Source organism: Marinomonas gallaica (assembly GCF_049821165.1).
Taxonomy (GTDB): Bacteria; Pseudomonadota; Gammaproteobacteria; order Pseudomonadales; family Marinomonadaceae; genus Marinomonas; species Marinomonas gallaica.
Window position 1 is genome coordinate 102267 of record NZ_CP187511.1, and the last position, 20674, is coordinate 122940.

18 protein-coding genes are annotated in these 20674 nt (G+C 47.6%); 6 read left to right on the plus strand and 12 right to left on the minus strand.

Features of this window, described 5'->3' with window-relative positions:
• Positions 1 to 9: 9 nt before the first annotated feature.
• The 3 genes from ACPUEK_RS00500 to ACPUEK_RS00510 are packed head-to-tail and all read right to left on the minus strand — an operon-like array spanning position 10 to position 2251.
• A complete protein-coding gene (locus ACPUEK_RS00500; RefSeq protein WP_425641898.1) occupies positions 10 to 381 on the minus strand; it encodes a DUF3325 domain-containing protein in 372 nt (123 codons plus the stop codon).
• Positions 378 to 1955 (minus strand): PepSY-associated TM helix domain-containing protein, encoded by a 1578-nt coding sequence (locus ACPUEK_RS00505; RefSeq protein ID WP_425641899.1) that lies wholly within the window; start codon positions 1953 to 1955, stop codon positions 378 to 380. Before ACPUEK_RS00505 ends, ACPUEK_RS00500 begins: the two co-directional genes overlap by 4 nt.
• Positions 1952 to 2251, minus strand: coding sequence for a hypothetical protein (locus tag ACPUEK_RS00510; RefSeq protein WP_425641900.1), 300 nt, complete (start codon positions 2249 to 2251; stop codon positions 1952 to 1954). Before ACPUEK_RS00510 ends, ACPUEK_RS00505 begins: the two co-directional genes overlap by 4 nt.
• Before the next feature lie 445 nt (positions 2252 to 2696).
• Between ACPUEK_RS00510 and ACPUEK_RS00515 the strand changes: the two genes are divergently transcribed.
• The 4 genes from ACPUEK_RS00515 to ACPUEK_RS00530 all read left to right on the plus strand — a co-directional run bounded on the left by ACPUEK_RS00515 (position 2697) and on the right by ACPUEK_RS00530 (position 9420).
• Positions 2697 to 3869, plus strand: a complete 1173-nt coding sequence (locus tag ACPUEK_RS00515; protein ID WP_425641901.1) for an efflux RND transporter periplasmic adaptor subunit — start codon at positions 2697 to 2699, stop codon at positions 3867 to 3869.
• Entirely contained in the window at positions 3859 to 5787 is a 1929-nt protein-coding gene (locus ACPUEK_RS00520) for a MacB family efflux pump subunit (RefSeq protein WP_425641902.1), read from the plus strand. Before ACPUEK_RS00515 ends, ACPUEK_RS00520 begins: the two co-directional genes overlap by 11 nt.
• Positions 5788 to 7128: an efflux transporter outer membrane subunit gene (locus tag ACPUEK_RS00525; protein ID WP_425641903.1), complete on the plus strand. Its 1341-nt coding sequence runs from the start codon at positions 5788 to 5790 to the stop codon at positions 7126 to 7128.
• Between the two features lie 138 nt (positions 7129 to 7266).
• Positions 7267 to 9420 (plus strand): TonB-dependent receptor domain-containing protein, encoded by a 2154-nt coding sequence (locus ACPUEK_RS00530; protein ID WP_425641904.1) that lies wholly within the window; start codon positions 7267 to 7269, stop codon positions 9418 to 9420.
• Positions 9421 to 9492: 72 nt separating this feature from the next.
• Here the strand turns inward: ACPUEK_RS00530 and dkgB are convergent, their stop codons facing one another.
• From dkgB to ACPUEK_RS00565, 7 genes are all read right to left on the minus strand, one after another.
• Positions 9493 to 10296, minus strand: coding sequence for a 2,5-didehydrogluconate reductase DkgB (dkgB, locus tag ACPUEK_RS00535; protein ID WP_425641905.1), 804 nt, complete (start codon positions 10294 to 10296; stop codon positions 9493 to 9495).
• Between the two features lie 122 nt (positions 10297 to 10418).
• Positions 10419 to 11261 (minus strand): xanthine dehydrogenase accessory protein XdhC, encoded by an 843-nt coding sequence (gene xdhC / locus ACPUEK_RS00540; RefSeq protein ID WP_425641906.1) that lies wholly within the window; start codon positions 11259 to 11261, stop codon positions 10419 to 10421.
• Complete coding sequence (gene xdhB, locus ACPUEK_RS00545) at positions 11258 to 13618, minus strand: xanthine dehydrogenase molybdopterin binding subunit (protein ID WP_425641907.1); 2361 nt, start codon at positions 13616 to 13618, stop codon at positions 11258 to 11260. Before xdhB ends, xdhC begins: the two co-directional genes overlap by 4 nt.
• The gene (gene xdhA / locus ACPUEK_RS00550) at positions 13611 to 15053 is read right to left on the minus strand and encodes a xanthine dehydrogenase small subunit (protein WP_425641908.1); all 1443 of its coding nucleotides are present in this window, start codon (positions 15051 to 15053) and stop codon (positions 13611 to 13613) included. Before xdhA ends, xdhB begins: the two co-directional genes overlap by 8 nt.
• A 228-nt stretch (positions 15054 to 15281) precedes the next feature.
• Positions 15282 to 15770, minus strand: coding sequence for a DUF2059 domain-containing protein (locus ACPUEK_RS00555; protein WP_067215423.1), 489 nt, complete (start codon positions 15768 to 15770; stop codon positions 15282 to 15284).
• 66 nt (positions 15771 to 15836) lie between these two features.
• Complete coding sequence (locus ACPUEK_RS00560) at positions 15837 to 16376, minus strand: M23 family metallopeptidase (RefSeq protein ID WP_067215426.1); 540 nt, start codon at positions 16374 to 16376, stop codon at positions 15837 to 15839.
• Between the two features lie 172 nt (positions 16377 to 16548).
• Positions 16549 to 17232 (minus strand): mobilization protein, encoded by a 684-nt coding sequence (locus tag ACPUEK_RS00565; RefSeq protein ID WP_067030080.1) that lies wholly within the window; start codon positions 17230 to 17232, stop codon positions 16549 to 16551.
• Between the two features lie 362 nt (positions 17233 to 17594).
• Here ACPUEK_RS00565 and ACPUEK_RS00570 point away from each other — a divergent pair, with 362 nt between their 5' ends.
• Entirely contained in the window at positions 17595 to 18374 is a 780-nt protein-coding gene (locus tag ACPUEK_RS00570; RefSeq protein WP_067215431.1) for an SHOCT domain-containing protein, read from the plus strand.
• Between the two features lie 42 nt (positions 18375 to 18416).
• Here the strand turns inward: ACPUEK_RS00570 and ACPUEK_RS00575 are convergent, their stop codons facing one another.
• The gene (locus ACPUEK_RS00575) at positions 18417 to 18725 is read right to left on the minus strand and encodes a YrhK family protein (RefSeq protein WP_067215434.1); all 309 of its coding nucleotides are present in this window, start codon (positions 18723 to 18725) and stop codon (positions 18417 to 18419) included.
• Positions 18726 to 18912: 187 nt separating this feature from the next.
• On the opposite strand from ACPUEK_RS00575, the gene ACPUEK_RS00580 reads away from it, so the two are divergent.
• Positions 18913 to 19092, plus strand: a complete 180-nt coding sequence (locus ACPUEK_RS00580; RefSeq protein WP_067215437.1) for a DUF6435 family protein — start codon at positions 18913 to 18915, stop codon at positions 19090 to 19092.
• 82 nt (positions 19093 to 19174) lie between these two features.
• On the opposite strand, the gene ACPUEK_RS00585 is transcribed toward ACPUEK_RS00580, so the two are convergent.
• Entirely contained in the window at positions 19175 to 20596 is a 1422-nt protein-coding gene (locus ACPUEK_RS00585) for an FAD-dependent oxidoreductase (protein WP_425641909.1), read from the minus strand.
• Positions 20597 to 20674 lie beyond the last annotated feature (78 nt).

The following is a 20674-nucleotide window of genomic DNA, read 5'->3' on the forward strand; positions in this document are numbered from 1 at the left end:
CAACTCTTGTTAACGGGACCGATGATCGATGGATGACTTTAACTCAGGCGGTGCAACCTTGTGCCCTAAGCAGGTATAGCGCCATAGCCATTTAAACCATTGTAAACGATAGCCAAACAGCGCAACCACTAACAGAGCGGATACCGTGATCAACATAAGCCAAGCCATCGAACCAATGCCGATGCCCCATATGACGACGGCACAATAAAAGGATGCCGTCATCGCCAACCAAGCAATGGCTTGCATGACCCAATATTCGCGCTGACTTAAAGGTTTGGCTTGGTACCAGCCTTTATAAATGTCCATATGATGCTTCTTAACCGACATAGCGAAATGCAGAAAGCCATAAAAGCTGAGTAAAAATGACAACGCTATCATCATGAGGTGTTCGCCTTCTGCTCTGTGATTGTCTTAGATGAAGACGTGTTAGGTGCCATGACTAACTGACTCTTTTTCCGCAAGTACGCCGCAGATGACAACAAGATCCCCCCAATTACTAGGCACATCCCATCAAAACTCAAGCGCAACACATCACCGTCTACAATGGCACCCCAAAGCCCAACAGGGGAGGTAAATTGATCTAACACTGGCAGCAAAGCAAATAGCCCACCAAAGACCCAAAGTTGCCATTGCCAAGCATTTCGATGACGGAAAATCGCCGCGTGCAACAAAGCAATCAACCAGACAATAAAAAAGCCATTAATCTCCCAGCTTTGACGCGTCAACATATCCGCCGGTAGCACACGGTTTAACCAGAAATAACTTGCGACAGCGCCACAAAGGCCAGCAATGCTGGCAATATTCAGTGTATGCACCAGCTCAAATCCAAACTGCCCTGCTTGGCGTTTAGCGCGCTTGGTTGCCCAAAGAATCGAGCCCGTGCCGACCATTAAAGTGCCAGACACGCCCGCAATGAAAAATAGCCAGCGCACAAAGGTATCGGCAAAACGCGCTTCGTGAAGTGTTCTCAGCACGCCATTGATGGCACTAACCGCACTGACGTTTGCGTCCGTCGGAGCAAACATCCCCGTCGCCTCGCGAACATTGCCATCGTAATCCAAGGCAATGGTTTGACCAAAGCGATTGCCTAAAAGAGATGTTCGCTCAGATGAGTAGAAAAGATATTCAGCGTCACGTGTCATGGGATTGTTCGCGAATAAAAAGCTTACTTTAGCGCCTAGCTCATGCTCAACGGTATCTAACATTCGAGTTAAATCCGGCAGCGGCAAACGCTCAACAGGCATCGCTTCGACAACATCGGTAGTGCGCCCTTGATTTCCACCGTTGCCACCTCGGTTTATATCGCCACCCCAAAACACCAAGGTCGACGCCAGCAAAATCAAACCAGAGAAGGTAATCATCAGGTGAAATGGTAGTGCTAATACTGCCGTGACCGCATGCGCATCCGACCAACCTAATGAACGATTTTTGGTCCGAAACATAAAGAAATCACTGAAAATCTTGCGGTGCATAATAATGCCGGAGATCAGCGCAATGAACATCGCCAAGGTAGCGATTTCAACGAGTGTTCGCGAGACCCCTCGCGGTAAGTGATACAGTTCAAAGTGAAAACGATAGAGAAAGTCACCGCCGCGGGTTTCTCTTACGTTGATCTGCTCCCCTGTACTTGCATCTAGCACCTCCATCGGACCACGACGACGCTGACTATCACCAGGGTTACGCCAACTTAAATCTAATGTATTACTGCGTTCACTCGGTAGGCTAATGTTCCAACTCTCGGCGTCAGGGGCGACTTCTGCTAAACGCTTGGCGGCAATACTCATACTCTGTTCTGATGGCACGGACATATGTGCTTCGGGTGTCATCCAGTGGCTGATTTCCATGCGAAAATAAGACAAGGTGCCCGTCAGAAAAATAGCAAACAGCAACCATCCTAATAAAATGCTGCTCCAAGTATGCAGCCACGTCATGGTTTTACGTAATGGACCTTTCACGATAAACCATCCAACGCATATAAGCTCATCCAAGCACAAGCATTTGCAATCAAAGTAGTGAGTAAAGCTTTTCGATGACTGTTAATCGAAAACAACCAAATGATAGCGATAGGATAAAGCAAGAAAAACACCAAGTAGATCAACGAGCGCAATTCACGTCCTTCTAAATTTGAGTACTTTGCTGCGACCATACTCAATATCGCCGCCAAACTATAACCGCCAACTAAAGCAATCACCACGCGCGCCACGACTAATAAACGTGGCCATGGGAGACGCCCATGCATCCAATTCGACATAACACTGTCGCCTTAATAATGATTTTCCATAAAATGAAGCACGCTCAACTGAACTGTCAAAACAGCAGATTGCACACAAAACAAGCAACTCAAAGCCAATAGATGATAATAATTACTATTTACAAAATCAATTGTAAAGCGTTACGATAGATCTTGTGTTTGAAACAGCACATCATCTCTTAAGCATTTTGCTGCGAGATTCCTGATAGACAAAAGCCTTTTACGGACGCTAATGCGTCCGTTTTTTTGTCATCTTATAAGCAAGCGCACCAGACGCCGCCCATTATTCATAAAAGCCCACTGTAAAGTACAAGATTTACATAGATTTACCAATAACCATTATCATTTGTATTTACATAATCTTGATATTTTGTAACCATACTTCGCGCTATTACTTCCTCGTCAAACACCTACTATCTGCCTAATCAAACGTGAGTGAATACTTATGATACGACTTCGCCCTTTGCTAAAACTGTGCATTTTGCTCATTGCATTTAGCATCCCTGCCGCAACGGCTTGGTGGTATTACCAAGACCAACAAGGGGAGGATCAAAACTGGTTAAAAGAGCAAGTCACCCGAGGCAATATTGAAATCAGCGTCGCAGGAACAGGAACACTAGAGCCGTCTAATTATGTCGATGTTGGCGCGCAGGTATCAGGGCAGATTGAAAAGCTGTACGTCAAAGAAGGTGACGAGGTAAAGCAGGGACAGCTCTTGGCCGAGATCGATGCCACCGTATTTGAAATTGATGTCAATCGCTCTCAAGCCAGCTTGGAAAACCAAAAAGCTCAGTTGGCCCAGCTGGAAGCACAATTAACACTGTCCAATACCCGTATCGAGCGCGACCGACGCCTTCATAATCGTGGTGCCGTCAGTGATGATGCCTTGCAATCCGCTGAAACCGACATTGTGATTTTAAAAGCACGAATCGCCGCGATTGAGGCGCAAATAAAAGCCAGCAAAGCGGCTTTAGATGGCGATATTGCCACACTGTCATACAGCCGTATTTATGCGCCCATTGATGGCACGGTGACCAGCATTAAAGTACGCGTTGGACAAACTCTGAACGCTAACCAAAGTGCGCCAACGCTCATGACCATTTCGAATTTAAAACAGATGACACTCAGAGCCGCGGTATCTGAAGCGGACATTCATAAACTCAGTGAAGAAATGCCTGTACGCTTTTCGACACTGGGTAATCCTAATAGCTACTTCCACTCTACCGTTAATACTATTTTACCAACCCCACTGGTAAACAACGATGTGGTGTTATACCAAGTGTTAGTCGACGTCGATAATCGCACAGGCAAGCTAATGGATGGCATGAGTACACAGGTGTTTTTCATTGAAGCGGCCGCCAACGATGTTCTCATGGCACCATTAGCCAGCATCGCAAAACGCCCGCACAGCGCCGTGGCATTTGTTCCAGGCCCCAAAGGGGAACGTCAGACTGTCGCCGTCAAGACTGGCATTCAAAACCGTACCCATATCGAACTCATTTCAGGCCTGCGTGAAGGTGATGACGTCATTGCCGGAAAGAGCAATAGAGCTCACCAGGGGTCTGCCTCGTCATTAACGAACAACCGTCCACGCATGGGAGGTCCGCGTGGCATCTAAACACCCATTACTTGCTGTTGAACACATCCATCGCAGCTACCACAACGGTGATGCGCAAATCAAAGCGCTAGACGACGTCTCACTTACCATTGAGGAAGGAGAGTTTGTCGCTATTATGGGCCAGTCCGGCTCTGGCAAATCCACGTTGATGAATATCATCGGTTGTCTGGACACCGCCAGCGAAGGGCGCTATTTCATCAATGGCCACGACGTCAGTCAGCTGAACGTCGATCAGCTAGCCGCCTTACGTTTGAAAACTTTCGGTTTCGTCTTTCAACGCTATCAACTGTTACCCGCACTCAGCGCCCAAGAAAACGTCGCTCTGCCTGCACTTTATGCTAATACATCAAGATCCGAGCGTTATCAGAATGCTATAGCGTTACTGCAAAAACTGGGGCTAGAAGGCCGTGAACATCATAAGCCTACTGAGCTATCAGGTGGTCAACAACAAAGAGTCTCTATTGCTCGAGCGCTCATTAATGGCGCCGAGGTTATTTTAGCTGACGAACCAACAGGCGCTCTGGACTCAAAAAGCAGTGAACAGGTATTAGAACTGCTCGGTGACCTTAACCAGCAGGGGGTGACTATTATCTTGATCACCCATGACGCCGAGGTCGCTGCTAAAGCCAAGCGTCAGATTCACATTCAGGATGGCAAAATCCTTTCTGATAATGGTTGCAGCCGTGAATACAGTACACAGACTAACAACGAAACATTAAGCGACCTGCCGTCCATTGCGATCAGCGAAGCGGTCAGCATTTCGTTTCGAGCCTTGTATGCCAACTGGTTTCGTACCCTACTAACGCTTCTAGGCGTGGTGATCGGCGTCGCGGCTGTCGTTGCCATGATGGCTATAGGTGAAGGCGGTAAACAGCAAGTCATAGACCGCATTGAATCAATGGGAACTAACTTATTACTACTACGCCCTGGCGGTGCAAACATGCGCAACTCGGGAGACATTGCGACCCTAACATTGGCAGATGTCGACGCGTTAGCGTTGCTTCCAGAGCTGGTCGGTATTGCTCCAGAACGTGAAGGACGCTCGACCATTCGTTACCTCAATCGCGACTATCGCAGTAAAATCATGGCAACCACTCCCAACTATCTACAAGTACGAGACTGGGAAATTGCTCAAGGCGTCATGTTCAACGAACAAGACAATCAAGAAAAAGCGCCTGTGATTGTCATTGGCGCGACCATTGCCGACTCTTTGTTCCCAAATGAAACCGCCATCGGTCGCTATGTCATGATGAAAAACTCGCTCTATCAAGTCATTGGCATACTCACTGAACAAGGGGCGTCTTCCGGGGGGATGAACAACGATGAAGTGGTCTTGATTCCACTCCAAACAGGTTTAACCCGTGTTTTTTCCGGACGCTACCTTGGCGGTTTAACCATAAAAGTGCAAAGCGGTGAAGACCTTTCTGCTGTAGAGGAAAGCATTCGTCAACGATTAATCCAGCGCCACGGCAAGGAAGATTTCGGTATTTTTAATACTGCCTCACTAATCGAAGCGGTGTCAGAAACACAAAATACCATGACCATGCTACTTGGTTCCATCGCGGCGATCTCCTTGTTAGTCGGTGGCATTGGGGTCATGAACATTATGTTGGTGAGCGTTACCGAACGCCGGCGTGAGATCGGCTTACGACTGGCGACGGGCGCCAAGCCCAAAGACATCTTGCGCCAGTTCAATATTGAAGCACTGGTTGTATGCTGCAGCGGCGGCATCATTGGCGTTTTACTGGGTGTTGGTGCTGCCCTACTGATCGCACGTTTTAATATTGCCATTGCACTGTCATGGCAGCCAGCAGTGTTAGCGTTCGCCTCAGCATTTTTAGTCGGCCTCATTTTTGGCCACGCCCCAGCTCGCAAGGCGTCACGCCTCAATCCTATTGATGCTCTGGCGGAGGAGTAAATGAAGTTTTTAATCTGCACCTGCTGCGCGTTGCTATTAACCGGCTGCGCCAGCCAAAAGCTCTATCAAACGCCGGAAACACCCGCGATGGCAGATACACAATATGCCTACAGTGCGTTTACCCCAGATCAGTGGCTGAGCTTTGGCTCCCCTGACTTAGCCCTTTTACTAGAACAGGCGTTTACCAATAATTGGAATCTTAAGATCGCCACACAGCGTTTACGCAGCGCCCAACTCGCCTTAGACCTTGAACGCGCTAACCAAGGCGTGAGTGCCAGTGGGAGCCTCAGTGCATCCCAATCCACATCTACTGATGATTTACCGCACTATCAAAGCTCCGAAGGGCTGTCCTTCTCGGCACGTTATGAGTGGGATCTATGGGGCAAACTACAAGCCCAAGAAGATCAGACCGCGCTCTCTGCCAAAGTCAGCCAATGGGATTTGGAGGCCGCCCAGATCAGTCTAACAGCGAACATTATTCGTCAGTATTTTAGTTACTTAGCCACCAAAGAGCGTTTGGCCATCGCGCAAAAAAACCTCGCTTCAGCTCGGGAAAGTTTAGAACTGTACACGCTACAACACGATGCAGGCGTCGTATCCAAGAGTGACCTATTACGCCAACAGAGTACCATTCTAAGTCTTGAAGAGCGCACCGAAACCTTAGTGCTACAGCAAGCGGATCAAGCTCGAACCATAGCGCTGCTGAGTGGCATCGACCAATGGATTGAGTACGCCCCCAATACATTGCTATCAGATATCAACGTACCACAAGTGGCTCTGAACCAACCAGCACAACTGATTCGTCAACGGCCTGATCTAAAAGCGGCTGAGGCCAGTGTCCGCCAAGCGTTTTTAAGCACTACCATTACCGAGCTAGATCGCTGGCCGAATCTGTCCATTAGCCTCAGTCTACGACCGTCGGATTTGTATGATTTAGCAGAGCAATGGGCGGTTGCCTTATCCGAATCCATCGGTATGACTTTGTATGATGGTGGCGCACGTTCTTTGAACGAACAGCGTGCGGCCATTAATGAGATCATCGCTCGGTTTAATTACCAAAATACTGTGCGCACAGCCCTTGAAGAGGTAAAAGATAATCTAAGCAGCTATCAACAAAGCCTGATCAGCTATCGTTACCAACAGGCGTCTTACCAGAACCTTGAGCAACAAACCGACATTATTGAATTCGAATGGCAGGAAGGTGTCAGCGATAAATCCGACCTAATCAGTGCTCAACGCAGTCTCTACAGTGCCGAAGAATCTCTCGTTGCCAATAAGCTTACGGTCTTACAGGCCATCACTGCTTTATATCAAGCAAACGGCAGTGTTCCGGTTTTGTAAACGAAGCGTTCCTTGCATTAAATGATAATGACTATCGAAAGCATTTAAATATCATTATCAATATGACATTATCTCTGCATTATGACATTTGTAAGCACTTAGCTTACAAACCACCTTGATAATGGAGATAAAACGAACATGAAACGCTCGTTGGTTGCCATCGCTGTTGCGCTTGCTTCAGGCACAATTTATGCGGATGAAAAGCTTGATACCTTAATAGTGGAAGGTAAAGCGAATACGGAAATTCAAACGACAGCTGCGCCACGAGTCACAGCCGTTGAAGGCGCTCGTACCATTACAGCCGAGGATATTCAGGCACGCCAAGCGTCAACATTGGCTGAGGCATTAGCGGGCGATGCAAGTGTTATCGTAGACGAAGTAAACGGGGCTCGAGGCAGTAGCATTACCATCCGCGGTCAGTCAGGTAACAACGTCAGTGTTCGTGTTGAAGGCGCGCCTAATAACCGCAGTCAAATCATGCACAAGCCCAGTAATGACCGCGACACCATTTGGCTAAATATGGATATGTATCAGTCCGTTACGGTTATCCCAGGTGCGGCAGGCACGACCTATGGTAACGGTTCAACCGGCGGTATTGTTCTGCTAGAAACCAAAGACCCTGAAAGCATTATTCGTGACGGTCGTGATTGGGGCGCCAATCTACGCTACCGCCACGAAACGAATGGGCAATCGGATGGCATCAGCGCCGACGTGGCTCGCCGTTTTAGTGATAAGTTCTCCGCCAATGCCACAATTTCGGCGCGCGATACGGACAATTATGAAAACGGCAACGGCATCACTGAAGCGGACACCGGTGCGGAAGATCTGAGCTATTTAATCAAAGGCGTAGCCACCCCAAATGAAGCAACGCGCATCGAAGCCAGTTTCATGGAAAACAACAAGAAATTCGACGAAACGAGCACCAGCGGTAGCGGCGAAATCACCTACCCTAACAAAAAACTCAAAGATCAAACACTTGCGACCGAGTACGCTTACAACCCAGCCAGCAATGATTTAGTCGATTTGAAAGCACGTATTAGCCGAGCAAAAAGCGATTTAAAAAGCGATCAGGGGACGGGGGATTGGCGCAATACCGGCGGCGTGACCACCACGTATGCCGAAATAGAAAACACCAGCGTTTTCTTCCCAACCTCTAATACTACCCACTCTGTCCGCTATGGCGCAGATTATACATTTGACGACATTCGCCTAGCCTATACAGATGAGCAAGGCAACCCAAATAAAGCGGAACGCACCTCAATCGGTGCCTATGCCAGCGACACCATTGAAATTGGTGACAATTTACAGCTTTCTGGCAGCCTGCGTTACGATACGTTTGAAGCCAAAATGCGCGACGATGACTTTGAATCCGAAGACTCATTCAACTCGAAAGTATCCGCCCTATGGAAACCTTTTGAAAACACCGCAGCGCGAGGTTTAGGCTTGACCGCATTAGTCGGCACAGGCTATCGCTCACCGGCCATTTATGAGGTATATGGTAAGGGCTTTCTACAAGATGTCTTTCGCGGTAACGATGCCAATGGCGACGGCATCTACGAAACAGGCAACGCCTCTGGCTGTATGATCGGCCATGGCAGCTGGTGTACGATTCCGAATACAGATCTGACGGGGGAAACCTCTTTAAATACCGAGCTCGGCGTGGTGTTTGAGCGGGCCAATGTTTTCACCGCCAACGACCACCTCACCTCGAAAGTGAACTACATTCACAACGATTTGAAAGACCAACTTTACAACAGTGATTTGGGAACTTGGTACAACGAAGTCGACGACATTAATCATCCTGTTAAACAATACATCAACAACGACGAGGCAGCAGTCTATGGCTGGGAACTCTCTGCGTCTTACAACAGTAATGTCTTGTTTGCTAATTTCTCTATGCAGGACATGGCCGGCTACTCTGTCGAAGACGATGGTTCAAAATCACAGAATAACAACCTCGTACCACGTTCTGTCAGCACAACTTTGGGTACCTATTTTGATGATCAAAAAGGCCGTGTTGGGATTGATATGCAGCACCGTAAGGGTCGCCGCTACGAATCCCAAGGACGTGGTGGCGCTAGCCGTACCGAATATAAAGGCTACACCGTGTACGGTCTATTCACTTCATACGCCTTCACTGAGAACTTTTATGTCCAAGCTCGCATCGGTAACATTACCGATAAAGCTTACAGCAAAGGCTCATACAGCACGAATTTAAGCAACGGCGAAACAACAGAGCCAAGCCTAAATACAGGCCGAAATATCAAACTAGGCCTAAACTACCGCTTCTAGATTCACTCTGGTTAGCAAACCGTTTTCTTTCTGTTTTGAGCAGCCCTGATTGGCTGCTCTTTTTTTTCTTCCTTATTCGTCCCACTGCGGCGCAAAATCAGGGTCGACCTGACGATCATCACAATCTAACGTCGCAATCTTAGCGATGTCCTCTGTATCCAGTGCAAGCAGCGGTCCAGCCAGATTATCTTGCAGGTTTTTACGTTTAGTGGAAGATGGAATCACCGTGATACCTTGTTGCAAAGCCCACGCAATGATGACTTGAGCGACACTTGCATTATGTTTATCAGCAATGGCTTGCAACGATTCATCTTTAAGCACTTTGCCTACTGCAAATGGCATATAAGCCGTCACATGAATGCCCATTTGGTTACAGTAAGACCGCAACTTATTGTTCTGTAAATAAGGATGAATCTCTACTTGGTTGTTGGCCAAAATACCATTAGGTAATAAAGCTTGTGCTTTTTCTAATAGCTCTATGGTGAAGTTAGAAACGCCAATACTTTTCGTCAAACCATGTTCTTGCGCTTTCATTAGCTCACCGAGATAGACATCCATGTTGTCGCCATTAGCCGGTGACGGCCAATGGATTAAAAGCATGTCGACATACTCTAATTGCAATTTATCTAAGCTTTCTTTAACACTTGGCAAAAAGTCTGGCTGGGCAAAGTTCTTCATATGTACTTTAGTAGTGACAAATAATTCATCGCGAGGAATACCACTGTCAGCGATTGCTCGGCCTACTTCGGCTTCATTACCATACATTTGCGCCGTATCAATGTGTCGAAAACCTTCTTCAAGCGCCATTTTTACAGAGTGATACCCTTCGTCACCTTCTAAACGAAATGTCCCCATACCTAAATTTGGCATTTTCATAAAGCTCTCCTTTTCACTGTCATTAGCTGTCTATGTCATGAATTAATAGGCTTTAATAATAACCACCATGCCCTGTCTATTTCCTGCAAGAAAGACGCAACCTTAGTGAAAGCCGACATAATCTATACTTCTTCTGTTTCTAAGGAGCGCTTAAGTTGCTGCCAATCAATGGCTTTTTGCACCAAAGAGGCTGGTTGTTCGGCCTGATAGAGAGCGATAAGCTGACCTGTGATAGAGACGGCAACTTCCATCGGACGCTTGCCAGGCACTTGCTCAAGACCTACTGGGCAGGTCATTTTGTCAATGGCTGTCTCATCAAATTGACGATGCGATAGACGCTGACGAAAACGCAACGCTTTCGTGTCAGATCCGATCACCCCCAAAAAACCTAAGTCACCGCGTCTTAACGCGGCTTCAGTCAATTCATAGTCCAGTTGATGATTATGCGTCAGCACCAGCATGTAGCTGCCTGCGGTGGCGCGCTTTAATTCTCCAACAGGGTCATCGGTAAGACATCGCTCAACATTACTCGGAATGTACTCTGGAAACTGTTCTTCACGGCTGTCCACCCAATGCACACGCAAAGGCAGCTCGGCTAATAATGGCACCATCGCTTTGGATACGTGGCCAGCGCCAAATACCCAAACATCTTTACCACGCTCAGCAAAGTGCTCGAATAACACCGTCACTTTTCCACCACAGCATTGGCCCAATGTGGCCCCAAGCGGGTACTCTTCGATATGCTGACAATCCTGTTGTGTCAATAATAGCTCTCGGGCTTTGGCAATCGATTTATACTCTAGGTGCCCGCCGCCGATAGTGTCATCACTGTGCTCAGCGGTGACCACCATTTTGCTACCTGTTTCTCTAGGGGATGATCCACGCGTGCCAATAACCGTGACGAGTACATACGCTTCTCCGGTACGCTGAAGCGTTGCAACAACGTCCGTCCAAGACTTCATCATAAGGCGCTCTCTTTTATCTCTTGCGCCTGCTGGCGTGTTGCTTCAATGGCATTAAGCATTCGCTCTGGCGTTGCTGGGGTGTCTAATGGTGGACTGATGGCGTAGTCCGACAGTGAGGATATCGCATCGCGCAAAGCCGACCAAACCGAAATCGCTAACATAAACGGCGGCTCACCTACGGCCTTAGAGTGATAGACCGTTTCTTCATCGTTGTCTCGCTCAAACAACGCTACATTAAAACGCTCTGGCGTATCACTGATAGCGGGGATTTTATACGTGGCTGGGCCATTGCTGATCAACGCGCCCTGATGGTTCCATTTCAACTCTTCCGTTGTTAGCCAGCCCATGCCTTGAATAAAACCGCCTTCAATCTGGCCTAGGTCGACTGCGGGATTTAAGCTGCGTCCTACATCGTGCAAGATGTCCACGCCTATGACGCGATACTCGCCTGTCAAGATATCGACGACAACCTCCGAGACCGCGGCGCCGTTGGCAAAATAGAAAAATGGACGACCTTTCGCGTTGTCTCGGTCATACCAAATTTTTGGGGTTTTGTAGTATCCTGTTGCTGAGAGGGAAACCCGGTTTTCATAGGCAAATAATGCCGCATCGGTAAAGCTCATGGATTCGCTTTGGTCACCCCAATACACGCGACCGTCAGCAAAGTGCACTGTATCAAGATCACATTGCTTATGCTCCGCAACGCATTCACACATACGTTGCTTCAAGGTCAAGGCCGCATTTTTAGCCGCTTGTCCATTGAGATCGGTGCCACTGGACGCGGCGGTTGGTGACGTATTGGGAACTTTGTCCGTCCGCGTCGCAGTAATGTGAATCTCGTTTGCATCGATGGCTAGCGCTTCGGCAACGATCTGAATAATCTTGGTATGCAGGCCTTGGCCCATTTCAGTACCACCATGATTCACTTGAATACTGCCATCGGTGTAAATATGAATCAGGGCGCCCGCTTGATTGAGATGCTGTAAGGTAAAAGAAATCCCGAATTTCACTGGCGTCAATGCCAAACCGCGTTTCAGAATCCGGCTGTTTTTATTCCATTCATTGATGTCTGATCGACGCGCACGATAATCACTGCTGAGCTCTAATTGTTCAATCAACTCGTTGAGCACATTGTGCTCAACGAGTTGATGATACGGCGTCGTATCACGGCCGGCATCACCGTATAAATTGAGCTTACGTACATCAAGCGGATCTTTGCCTACAGCGCGAGCGATATCGTCCATCGCTCGCTCGATGATCATCATCCCTTGTGGGCCACCAAAACCACGAAAAGCGGTGTGTGAGACGGTGTTAGTCATACAGCGATGACCCGCAATGCTGACATTGGCTAAGTAATACGCGTTGTCAGCGTGGAACATCGCGCGATCCACAATCGCGTCTGATAAGTCAGCAGAATGGCCACAGTTTCCGGCTACCATAATGTCCGCTGCTTGAATTAAGCCATCTTTATCAAAGCCAATATCATAGGTGTTATAAAACGGGTGGCGCTTACCCGTCATGGTCATGTCGTCTGTTCGAGGCAATCGTAGCTTTACTGGGCGTTTGGTTTTACTTACCAGCACCGCCGCCATACACGCCCACGCCGCCGCTTGGCTTTCTTTGCCGCCAAACCCTCCGCCCATACGGCGCATATCAACGGTAATACGGTTAGCTGGCACACCGAGCACTTCTGCGACCAACTTTTGCACTTCACTCGGATGTTGAGTCGAGCTGTACACCAACATACCGCCGTCTTCCGCCGGTATCACCAATGCTACTTGTCCCTCTAAATAAAAATGTTCTTGCCCGCCCACATGCTGTTCAGCCTTTAGACGCTTTGGCGCATTATCTAATGCGGTTTTCGCATCGCCATGAGTCATAAAGTGAGAAGGTCGAACAAACTGCTGAGTGTTTAAGGCTTCAACCACATCCAGCGTCGGTGTTTGCTCGGCAAACTCAATCTTGGCCTGCTTGACCGCGCGTCGCGCCTGCAACTCACTTTGCGCTACCACTGCAAAGATTGGCTGGCCTTGGTATTTGATTTCATCCGATGTCAGGATCGGATCTCCCCCAAATACTGCGCCAATGTCGGTATGCCCCGGAATATCCTCCAGCTGCAAGACATCCACCACTCCTTCGGCTTGACGGACAGACGACAAGTCCAAGGAGGTAATTCGACCTTTTGCGATTGGGCTGTAGCCAACCGCGCCAAAAAGAGTGCCGCGCGGCTCAAGCATGTCATCGACATAAATCGCTTCTCCAGACACATGCTTAGTCGCGCTTTCATGCTTTCGAGCCACGCCAGTCGCACTGCTTGTTTGAATAGCAGTGTTACCGCTGGCTTTTAGATTACGCATATTGCACCACCTCCAACGCTTCGTGCGTCGGGTTATCTTGTTCGAGTACCGCGCGCAGGAGAAGATTCTGTGCCACTTTTAGACGGTACGCACCACTCGCGCGTACGTCATCAATGGGGCTGAAATCTTCCGCCAACGCTTTTTGCGCCGCCAAAATGCCTTGTTCGGTAAATGACTGACCGATGAGCGCTTGCTCTGCTTTCAATGCTCGCGCTGGTGTGGCCGCCATGCCGCCAAAGCCAAGGCGTACGTCGTTCACTTTCCCGTCCTTTAATGCAATCGAAAACGCCGCGCAGACCGCAGAGATATCATCGTCTAAACGCTTAGAAATTTTATACACATAAAGCTGACATTCGGGCTGTAACGGAATTTCAATCGACTCAATAAAACCTGACGCAGGCAGCTTTGTTTGACGGTAGCCAGTAAAGAAGGTGTTGATCGGGAACGTTTCACGTCCATTTGGACTGCGCACGTGTATCGTTGCATCCAATGCTAACAATACAGGCGGCGTATCCCCTATAGGCGAAGCATTGGCCACATTGCCGCCTAACGTGCCTTGATTACGGACTTGTAACGATCCGAGGCGCTCGAGCATATCGGCAAAGCTGATAAAGTATTTATGTAATGAGGATTGCATCGCGCTGTAAGTAACCGCTGCACCAATCTTAAGGGTACTGGCGCTTTCTTCAATCTGCATGAGTTCTTGTACTCGTCCAGAATAAATAAGGGTTTCAGGCTGCTGTAGTTGCTGGGTAATGCTCAATGATAAGTCGGTACCGCCTGCAACCAGTTTCGCATCCGGAAATCGCTGTAGCTGTGCTAACAATTCGTCGCCGTTTGTAGGAATCAAAAAACGGCGTGTACCATGCTCAATAAAGCCACTTGGGTGTTGCTTTAGAATGCCTGTCAGGCGCAAATAAGTAGACGCTTCGCTCTTAGTAAAAATATCTGAAGCGCCTTTACCCGCTAGGCTGAGCGCTGCATCTATAATTGGCCTATACCCAGTACAACGACAAAGGTTACCTGCTAAGGCGTTTTCCACATCTGCACGGGTCGGCTGGTCACAGTTTTTGTATAACGCAAACAGTGACATGATAAAGCCTGGCGTACAAAAACCACACTGGGAGCCATGCAAGTCCACCATGGATTGCTGCACCGGATGTAAAGCCCCCTGCTCTTTCAAGTGCTCAACCGTCAGCAATTGTTTGCCGTGCAAGCTGCCCAGCAAAGTAATGCAGCTGTTGACCGTTTGATAGCGCAGCTGACCATTCGTTGCTTCCGCCAGCACAACAGTACACGCACCACAATCTCCAGACGCACAGCCTTCTTTCGTACCGCGTTGCTCTACTTTGGTGCGTAGATACTCTAGTACTGTTGTATCCGGTGCACAGTTCTCTTCGTTTATGTCCTGATCATTCAGCAAAAAACGGATCATAGTTTCCGCAACTCCTCATCCAGCGAGCTCAATAAGCCGAGGCTCACTATAGTAACCCATTATTTTTTATTAAATTATTTACAAGAAAAATCATGATTACGCCTCTACTTTAATGAGTGAGGCAATCAAGTGTATATCACTAATGTAGCAGGATTCCTGCCAAAACTAACCAATCGGTTAGTTTTGGCAGGAAATCATTGGAAGGGAGTCACAGAAGTGTCGAGCAGATTAGGGTTGAGACTCAACATTTTCTTCATAAAATACGCGAATCTTTTCTTCAAGTAGGTGCTGTTTCTTCTGGCCTTCTTGCATCCCCAGCTGTGCTCCTAACTGCGTCAGATGAGGCAAGCTGTCTAATACTTTTTGTCCTGTCGGAGTTTCATAAAAAGCGATCATTTTTTGCATTTCAGCTTCAGTGAAAACCTTATCGTACTCTAATGATATTTTGTTTATTAAGCTTTCTTGATCAAAATCGTTTTTAAACCAGTCGCGATAAATGCCTTTTAATGTATGCTCTTGCTCAGGCGTTAATTGCCATTGATCTGATAAGGCATCGATCATTGGTAACATTGCATCAAAGCCTGATGACATGGAGTCCTGCATGCGCATGACGCTCATCAATTCATTAACGGTAGGACTTGGAGCGTTTTCTTGTGCATACATCACCGAACTGCTTAACCCTATCCATAAAGCGGTCGTCCAAATGCGTTTTTTCATTCCCTAAGTCCTTGTAATCAGTCGTTTAGATCACGGTATCATCATAAAAAATGACAACCATTTTCATTAATTTACTATGACTGGCTCAAGGTATTCAATAGGGTTTAACCAATAGGCTTTTTGTTCGCCAAGGGTGGAATCATCAATCCGCGAGTCATCGGCAATCATGCTACGTATACCGTAATGTAAATGCGGCGGTTTGCCTTTCGCGTTACCGCTACTGCCAACCGTACCTATTTGTGTACCAGCTTCGATATACCAGCCCAGATCTTCTGCAATAGAATCTAGGTGGGCATAATAATGCAAACGCCAGTTGGGCCCTAATGCCCAAATATTCTTGCCACCACGAGGGCTATCATTTTCAGAGATAATAATATGATGGGTAGCCGCAACCACAGGTGTGCCACGTTCAGCGAAAATATCCATGCCTTTATGTACCAAAGAAGCCCCCCATGGTTCATACCAAAACGTCTCAGGGTGCCAATCTCTAGCGGTTGCCCCGACGACAGGCATGACTTTGGGTTCAGACCAATTTTGATTGGCGTGCCAAATACCGCCAGCGGCACTGGCAAGCAAGACGCCACCGATGAGTAATGTCTTCTTCATATTGGCGCAACTCCTCCATTAAGCCGAGTATTAAACATCGCAAGAGAGCTCAAGGTTCTCAAGTCGAAATAAAGAAGAACTGTGGTCTTACTTTGAAAGCGTTCACTCAGAGCACGACAACATACGACTTTGTTGGTGCTCTAAGTAAGTATTAAAAAGTTGATCGAGGCGATTACTCTAGAAATGCTAGCTGCTCGTAAGCGTTACGTAGCCATACTTTCATACGTTGACGTTCTGCAATGTTCATCAAACTGCGATTGTTAGCCACCGACCAAAAGCTACTGTTGTTAAAGTCGATTTTCTGCGTCAACTTACTTTGCAGCTTAGGTAACTCAATAATAAAGGCTTCACGAGCTTCGGCTTTTTTGTACGTTTCTGACTTTTGAAAACGCGAGAAGTCAGTACCACGCCCTAGGTTCTGTACCACAATGAATTCAAGTTCAGGTTGCTGATAACGCTCTAACAAACGATCCAGCAGCACGACTGAGTCTGCACCGTCATCCATCACGTGCCATAAGCACACTTGGTAATCCATTTCATCGAGTAGACCAAACACATCGGTTTCGTCAATCCATTCCCCTAACGGTTTAGCGGCTTGTGCCGCCAAATCAATGATTAAGTCTTTATCAGGATTTTCTTCCATCGCTTCGAGTAAACCGTCAAGACTGTCTTCTTCGCCAATCACAACGGTTGAGGCAAAGTCATTGTAAAAGCGTGAAAAAGTGCCATGCGAGGCATCGCAATCAAACCCTAAAAAAGGCAGTTCGTGATCAATGTAATATTGCGCCAATAATCGCGCTGTCATTGATTTCCCCACACCACCTTTTTCGCCACCCACAAAGTGTACCTTACCCATGTTTCGCTCCCTGTTTAAACGGTCTTTTCACGCACTATAAGCACGCTTTCATGACGGGGGAATGACCCCCAGTGAATTAACAGTACAGGCAAGTTCTTGAAATAGGAATCCACAAGCCCCGCTTACAACGCAGTTTACCCAGAGCAAAACCCATTTTTAGTAAATAGTGGAAGTTTAAAAACTAAAACAGCTTACATTGATCAAATAATCAACACCTGAAGTAGCCAATGTGTCACAATGTATCACTATCATCCCCATTAAGATTGTGACATTACCCAGTCACAACTCAACCACGCCATCTTTCTCAGTGCGAATGCTTATAAGCATTCTATCAAGGACAGACGCAACCGTAGGATACAATCATGCAACAACTCACTACCGCCGGACAACAGCTCGTCAACGATGTTTCTAACCGTTACGGACTGAGTCAAGACGCTGTCGTACACATGTTGGTCGCTGTCAATAATGGCTCAGGCAGCATGGCTCAGTTTAACTGCCCAGAGCTGGGCGGTTCCGGTCAATGGATGCGTGGCGGCATGACCATGGTTGGCGATATGTTCAACTATGGTCTAAAAAACACTGTCGACAACTTGTGCAATGAATTGGCAAACGCACTGGTCAATACGACTGTCTTTCCAGTTATTCCAGCCGGTACGCCAGGCAGTAGTCAGTGGTGGCCAGCTAATCTAGGGCAACCATTCAGCAGTGGCGCTCAAAACAACCTTCGTTACGCGGTGTTCCCTAACCGATTAGCCGTTGAAATGAACGGTGCAGTAACGGTTTACGACACCTTGAACCACAACATTGGTGGTGTCAGCCAACAACAAGGCGGCAATCAATCACTGACGTTTAGCAGCCAGTTCGGTAGCGTATCAGTAGACAGCTTGCCAGTGGTCTCTGGTAATGGCTCACAGCCGTCCAAACCCGCACCACAAACTAACTTTGCGCAGCCAAGCCAACAGCCTGCGTTTAACGCTCAGCCTGACTACAATACTTCGCAGCCAGTGAATAACCCCCAAACTTCGGCTAGCAGTGACGAAATCTTTGCTTTACTCGAAAAACTGGGTGGGTTGTTCGAAGCGGGCGTACTAACGCAAGATGAATTCAATGCTAAGAAGTCGGAATTACTAAACCGTATTTAATCTAGCCACATGGCATTTGCAGGAATCCCGCCTGCAAATGCCTCATCTATTGCTAACTTTCTTCTCTTCGCGACGACGTTTTAATTGTGGATGTATTTGCCCTACATGTACAAAGCCCACTAACTTAATAATTGGCTTGACCATCAGCTGAGCACTGCCAACGATAAACAGCCATGTACCGCTATACGTCAAAGACTCACTCAAAAAAAAGAAACTGCCAATTAAAAACCATATTGCAATAAGCAGGTCATTGATTGCACCCGCCACATCATAGCGCCGCTGTACCACAATATGATCACTACCGATTTCCACTTCTAACGAATGCTCTTGTTCCTTGGTATTAAGTTGCACAGTTTGTTCCTTATATTTAAAACGCTTTGACCTTAGCCTAACAAAACGGGTGGGGGCACATCGAGCAGGGATTGATTTAATTAAAGGGAAAAAGTGAGGAGCCCATGTTTAGAATGCAAAATGGGGTCATCGGCTTTCAACTCTCATGCGTATGTATTAGCACATCCCTAAAAATACGAGCTCATATATGTTTGGTTTATTCAAATCTGATCCATTGAAAGTGCTACAGAAGCAATACTCTGCAAAACTGGAAGAAGGGCTTCAGGCTCAGCGTAATGGCGATATTCGAGGTTACGCTATGATCACCGAAGAGGCAGAAGCGTTATACAAAGAAATCCAGAAGCTCGAAGCAGAACGAAAGAAATAAATTGTATGGGTAAAAAAAGCCTCTATCCGAAGATAGAGGCTTAGATGAGACATCACTTATCAGTGAGTCACATGACGAACAGTTAAACTTCTAAGAAATCCATAATGCCTTCCGCTGCTTTACGGCCTTCGTCGATGGCCGTCACAACAAGGTCGGAACCACGAACCATATCACCACCGGCGAAGATTTTTTCGTTGGTTGTTTGGAACATGTACTGACCCTTGTTGGGTGCAAGAACGCGACCACTTGCATCTGTTTCGATGCCGAACTTTTCAAACCAAGGTGCGGGGCTAGGTTGGAAACCAAACGCGACCAATACCACGTCAGCAGGAATGATTTGCTCACTGCCTTCGATGATCTCAGGACGGCGGCGACCATTTTCATCAGGCTCGCCCAGCTGTGTTTCCGCAACTTTGATACCTTCTACTTTGCCGTCACCTACGATTTCGATTGGCTGACGGTTAAATAGGAACTGCACACCCTCTTCACGAGCGTTTTGCACTTCTTTACGAGAACCAGGCATGTTTGCCTCATCACGACGATACGCACACGATACGGTCTTAGCACCTTGGCGAATCGATGTGCGGTTACAGTCCATCGCCGTATCACCACCCCCTAGAACCACAACTTGTTTGCCTTTCATGCTAACAAAGTCGTCTTCACTTTCTTCAAAGCCTAAACAATGGTTCACGTTCGAGATTAGGAAATCTAGAGCGTCGTGCACACCAGGTAAGTCTTCACCCGGGAAGCCACCTTTCATGTACTTGTACGTGCCCATACCGAGGAATACGGCATCATACTCTTCTAGCAGATGCTCAAACGGTACGTCGTCACCTACGCTTGTGCCAAGCACAAACTCAACGCCCATTTCTTCGAATACTTCACGACGGCGTGTCATGACAGACTTTTCAAGTTTGAACTCTGGGATACCAAACGTTAATAGACCGCCGATCTCAGGGTTTTTATCAAATACCACTGGCTTAACACCGTTACGCACAAGGATATCTGCACACGCCAGACCAGCAGGGCCGGCCCCTACAATGGCAACCGTTTTATCAACCGGTACCACATTGGACATGTCCGGACGCCAGCCTAATGCAAACGCCGTATCAGTAATGTATTTTTCGACAGAACCGATTGTTACCGCACCGAAGCCACCTTCACCCAGTGTACAAGCCCCTTCACATAAGCGGTCTTGTGGGCACACGCGACCACATACTTCCGGCAGTGAGTTGGTCTGATGACTCAACTCCGCGGCTTCTAAAATGTTACCTTCCGATACCAGTTTCAACCAGTTTGGAATGTAGTTGTGTACTGGACACTTCCACTCACAGTATGGGTTACCGCATTCAAGACAACGGTGAGACTGATGCTTCGCATTCGTTTCTTCGAATGGACGGTAAATTTCCACGAACTGAGACTTACGTGTCAGCAGTGGTTTTTTCTTTGGATCTTTACGATCTACTTCAACAAATTGAAATACGTTGTTCAAGCGCTCAGACATAAGCTGCTATCTCCTGTGGCCGCGCTCGGCGCGGCACTCTTTCAAATGGGTCAAACTGGGTTAGAGCCTTCTCTAAAA

Bases quoted from the DNA above. Each gene is read 5' to 3' on its own strand.
- ACPUEK_RS00570 (WP_067215431.1), top strand. From the start codon at position 17,595: ATGCAACAACTCACTACCGCCGGACAACAGCTCGTCAACGATGTTTCT.
- xdhB (WP_425641907.1), bottom strand. From the start codon at position 13,618: ATGCGTAATCTAAAAGCCAGCGGTAACACTGCTATTCAAACAAGCAGT.
- ACPUEK_RS00515 (WP_425641901.1), top strand. From the start codon at position 2,697: ATGATACGACTTCGCCCTTTGCTAAAACTGTGCATTTTGCTCATTGCA.
- dkgB (WP_425641905.1), bottom strand. From the start codon at position 10,296: ATGAAAATGCCAAATTTAGGTATGGGGACATTTCGTTTAGAAGGTGAC.
- ACPUEK_RS00565 (WP_067030080.1), bottom strand. From the start codon at position 17,232: ATGGGTAAGGTACACTTTGTGGGTGGCGAAAAAGGTGGTGTGGGGAAA.
- ACPUEK_RS00500 (WP_425641898.1), bottom strand. From the start codon at position 381: ATGATGATAGCGTTGTCATTTTTACTCAGCTTTTATGGCTTTCTGCAT.
- xdhC (WP_425641906.1), bottom strand. From the start codon at position 11,261: ATGATGAAGTCTTGGACGGACGTTGTTGCAACGCTTCAGCGTACCGGA.
- ACPUEK_RS00525 (WP_425641903.1), top strand. From the start codon at position 5,788: ATGAAGTTTTTAATCTGCACCTGCTGCGCGTTGCTATTAACCGGCTGC.
- xdhA (WP_425641908.1), bottom strand. From the start codon at position 15,053: ATGATCCGTTTTTTGCTGAATGATCAGGACATAAACGAAGAGAACTGT.
- ACPUEK_RS00510 (WP_425641900.1), bottom strand. From the start codon at position 2,251: ATGTCGAATTGGATGCATGGGCGTCTCCCATGGCCACGTTTATTAGTC.
- ACPUEK_RS00530 (WP_425641904.1), top strand. From the start codon at position 7,267: ATGAAACGCTCGTTGGTTGCCATCGCTGTTGCGCTTGCTTCAGGCACA.
- ACPUEK_RS00580 (WP_067215437.1), top strand. From the start codon at position 18,913: ATGTTTGGTTTATTCAAATCTGATCCATTGAAAGTGCTACAGAAGCAA.
- ACPUEK_RS00555 (WP_067215423.1), bottom strand. From the start codon at position 15,770: ATGAAAAAACGCATTTGGACGACCGCTTTATGGATAGGGTTAAGCAGT.
- ACPUEK_RS00560 (WP_067215426.1), bottom strand. From the start codon at position 16,376: ATGAAGAAGACATTACTCATCGGTGGCGTCTTGCTTGCCAGTGCCGCT.
- ACPUEK_RS00585 (WP_425641909.1), bottom strand. From the start codon at position 20,596: ATGTCTGAGCGCTTGAACAACGTATTTCAATTTGTTGAAGTAGATCGT.